Source organism: Terriglobales bacterium (assembly GCA_035624455.1).
GTDB lineage: Bacteria > Acidobacteriota > Terriglobia > Terriglobales > Acidobacteriaceae > DASPRM01.
Window position 1 is genome coordinate 1 of the sequence record DASPRM010000106.1, and the last position, 2,049, is coordinate 2,049.

Genomic DNA, 2,049 nt, shown 5'->3' on the forward strand with positions numbered 1-2,049 from the left:
GGGCACTTCAAATTTGTTTAATTGCCAAGGGCGGCAAATCAGCGCCTAATAGGCGCAGCCCGGCCGTGCGCAAACACGGGCCGGGCCACTTGAAGCCAACCGCCCATAGTTCCATAGCTCGTATTTTAAAATAGTAGCCGCGTGGCTGCGAATGGCCCGCAGCAAACCAACTAGGGCGTGTACTCATAAAATGAAATAGGCGGGACAGGCGGAGATGTGCCGGGTTCAATGTCCGCTTTCGGGGGGGTGAGTTCAACTGATCGATGCAACACCTTCTAATCTTGCGGGATGGGGAGGTGTGCGATGGGGTTGCGGTCACGGATAAGGTTCACGGCCAAACAGAAGGCTGAACTCTGGGAGCGCTGGAAGAAAGGGCAAAGTGCTGCGGCTATCTCGCGGGCGCTAGAAAGGAGGAACAAGACCGGCGTTGAGCGGATCGTAGTACTCCATGGAGGGATCGCGCCGATGCCGCGCGGGAGGGCCTTGGCAGCACTAAGGCTTGAGGAACGCGAAGAGATTTCCCGTGGCATTGCAGCAAGCCGGTCGATCCGGCAGATCGCCCAGGGCCTCGGACGGGCACCATCGACAGTAAGCCGGGAGATCAGGCGCAACGGTGGCAGCCAGGCCTATCGAGCAAACCGGGCTGATCGGCGTGCCTGGGAGCGGGCGTTGCGCCCGAAGCCTTGTCGCTTGGCGCTGCATCGGAAGCTACGATGGCGTGTCGCGCAAAAGCTCGCGCTGCAATGGTCGCCGGAGCAGATCTCCGGCTGGCTGAAGCAGGAGTTCCCAGCCGACCACGACATGCAGATATCTCACGAAGCGATCTATCGCAGTCTGTTCATCCAGACCCGCGGCGTGCTGAAGAAGGCGCTAACGGCGCACTTGCGTACTGCGCGGCGGATGCGTCGCTCCAAGAGCCACAACGCGAAGAGTGGGCAGGGGCATATCCTCGATATGGTTTCCTTCCGCGAGCGGCCCGCCGAGGTTGAGGATCGCGCCGTGCCGGGGCATTGGGAAGGAGACCTTCTTACCGGAGCGAACGACACGCACATTGCCACTCTCGTCGAGCGCAATACCCGCTTCACGATGCTCGTCAGGATTCCCCGCAAGGACACGACGACTGTTGTTGCTACGCTTGCCAAGCACATCCGCAAGCTGCCTAAGGAGCTGCGACGCTCCCTGACCTGGGATCAAGGCAAAGAGATGCACGCCCACAAGCGCTTCACGGTTGCCACCAACGTCCAGGTTTACTTCTGTGATCCGCGCAGCCCGTGGCAGCGTGGATCAAACGAGAACACCAATGGCCTGCTGCGTCAGTACTTCCCGAGAGGAACCGACTTCTCGCGCATCTCTCAGAGTTATCTGAACGCGATTGCCCTGCGGCTCAATCAACGTCCGCGAAAGACCTTGGGCTTCGAAACGCCAGCCGATAGACTACAAGCAGTGTTGCACTGATCGGTTGAACCCACAGGGGATAAGTGGACGTGACGCGGACATCGCCGAAACGACCTGAATGCCCTAGCCTGTGTAAAAACGCGAAAAATTGAAAAGCGGTGAGAATGATTTTTCTCACACCAACTCAAATTGACTCGTCCAAGAATCTTTGCGCAGCTAATGGCGATTTGACCGAATGCCGAATGCCTATTCTATCGTCGTCGCGCACCGTCGAGTTTTCACACAGCCAAGACCCAAAGCGGACATTCGTAGGTTCAAGGATTGCTTCGAAGCGAGTATGCTTATCGGTGCAGCCATCGGTGCAGAACGATGAAGCAGCTCGAGAGTGGGTCAGGGACGTCGACGCACTCGTCAGCAGTATTCGCAATCATTGGCTTCGTCGTCGTCGCCTTCATGCTTTCCACGAATAACATCGTCGCACGTGCGAATGCAGGAGAGATACCCTCGTTCTCGCTTGCGTTTTTTCGCTGGATGACCGTTGCGTTCGGACTGGCACTGTTTGCCGTTCGCGAAATTAGAGAAAAGTGGTCAACGATTTATCCGCGCATAGGGATGGTGGCAATAGCGGGCTTCTGCGGCGTGTTTCTTTGCGGC

At 57.6% G+C, this 2,049-nt stretch carries 2 protein-coding genes; both read left to right on the forward strand.

What is annotated here, in order from left to right; translation table 11 throughout:
• The first annotated feature begins 303 nt into the window (after window positions 1-303).
• Window positions 304-1,455 (forward strand): IS30 family transposase, encoded by a 1,152-nt coding sequence (locus tag VEG30_11905; GenBank protein ID HXZ80628.1) that lies wholly within the window; start codon window positions 304-306, stop codon window positions 1,453-1,455.
• 309 nt (window positions 1,456-1,764) lie between these two features.
• Window positions 1,765-2,049 (forward strand): hypothetical protein (locus tag VEG30_11910; GenBank protein HXZ80629.1); only part of this gene is annotated, 285 nt, incomplete at its 3' end.

What these genes read in the sequence shown, in the direction of transcription:
- VEG30_11905 (HXZ80628.1), top strand. Translation starts at nt 304, where the DNA reads ATGGGGTTGCGGTCACGGATAAGGTTCACGGCCAAACAGAAGGCTGAA.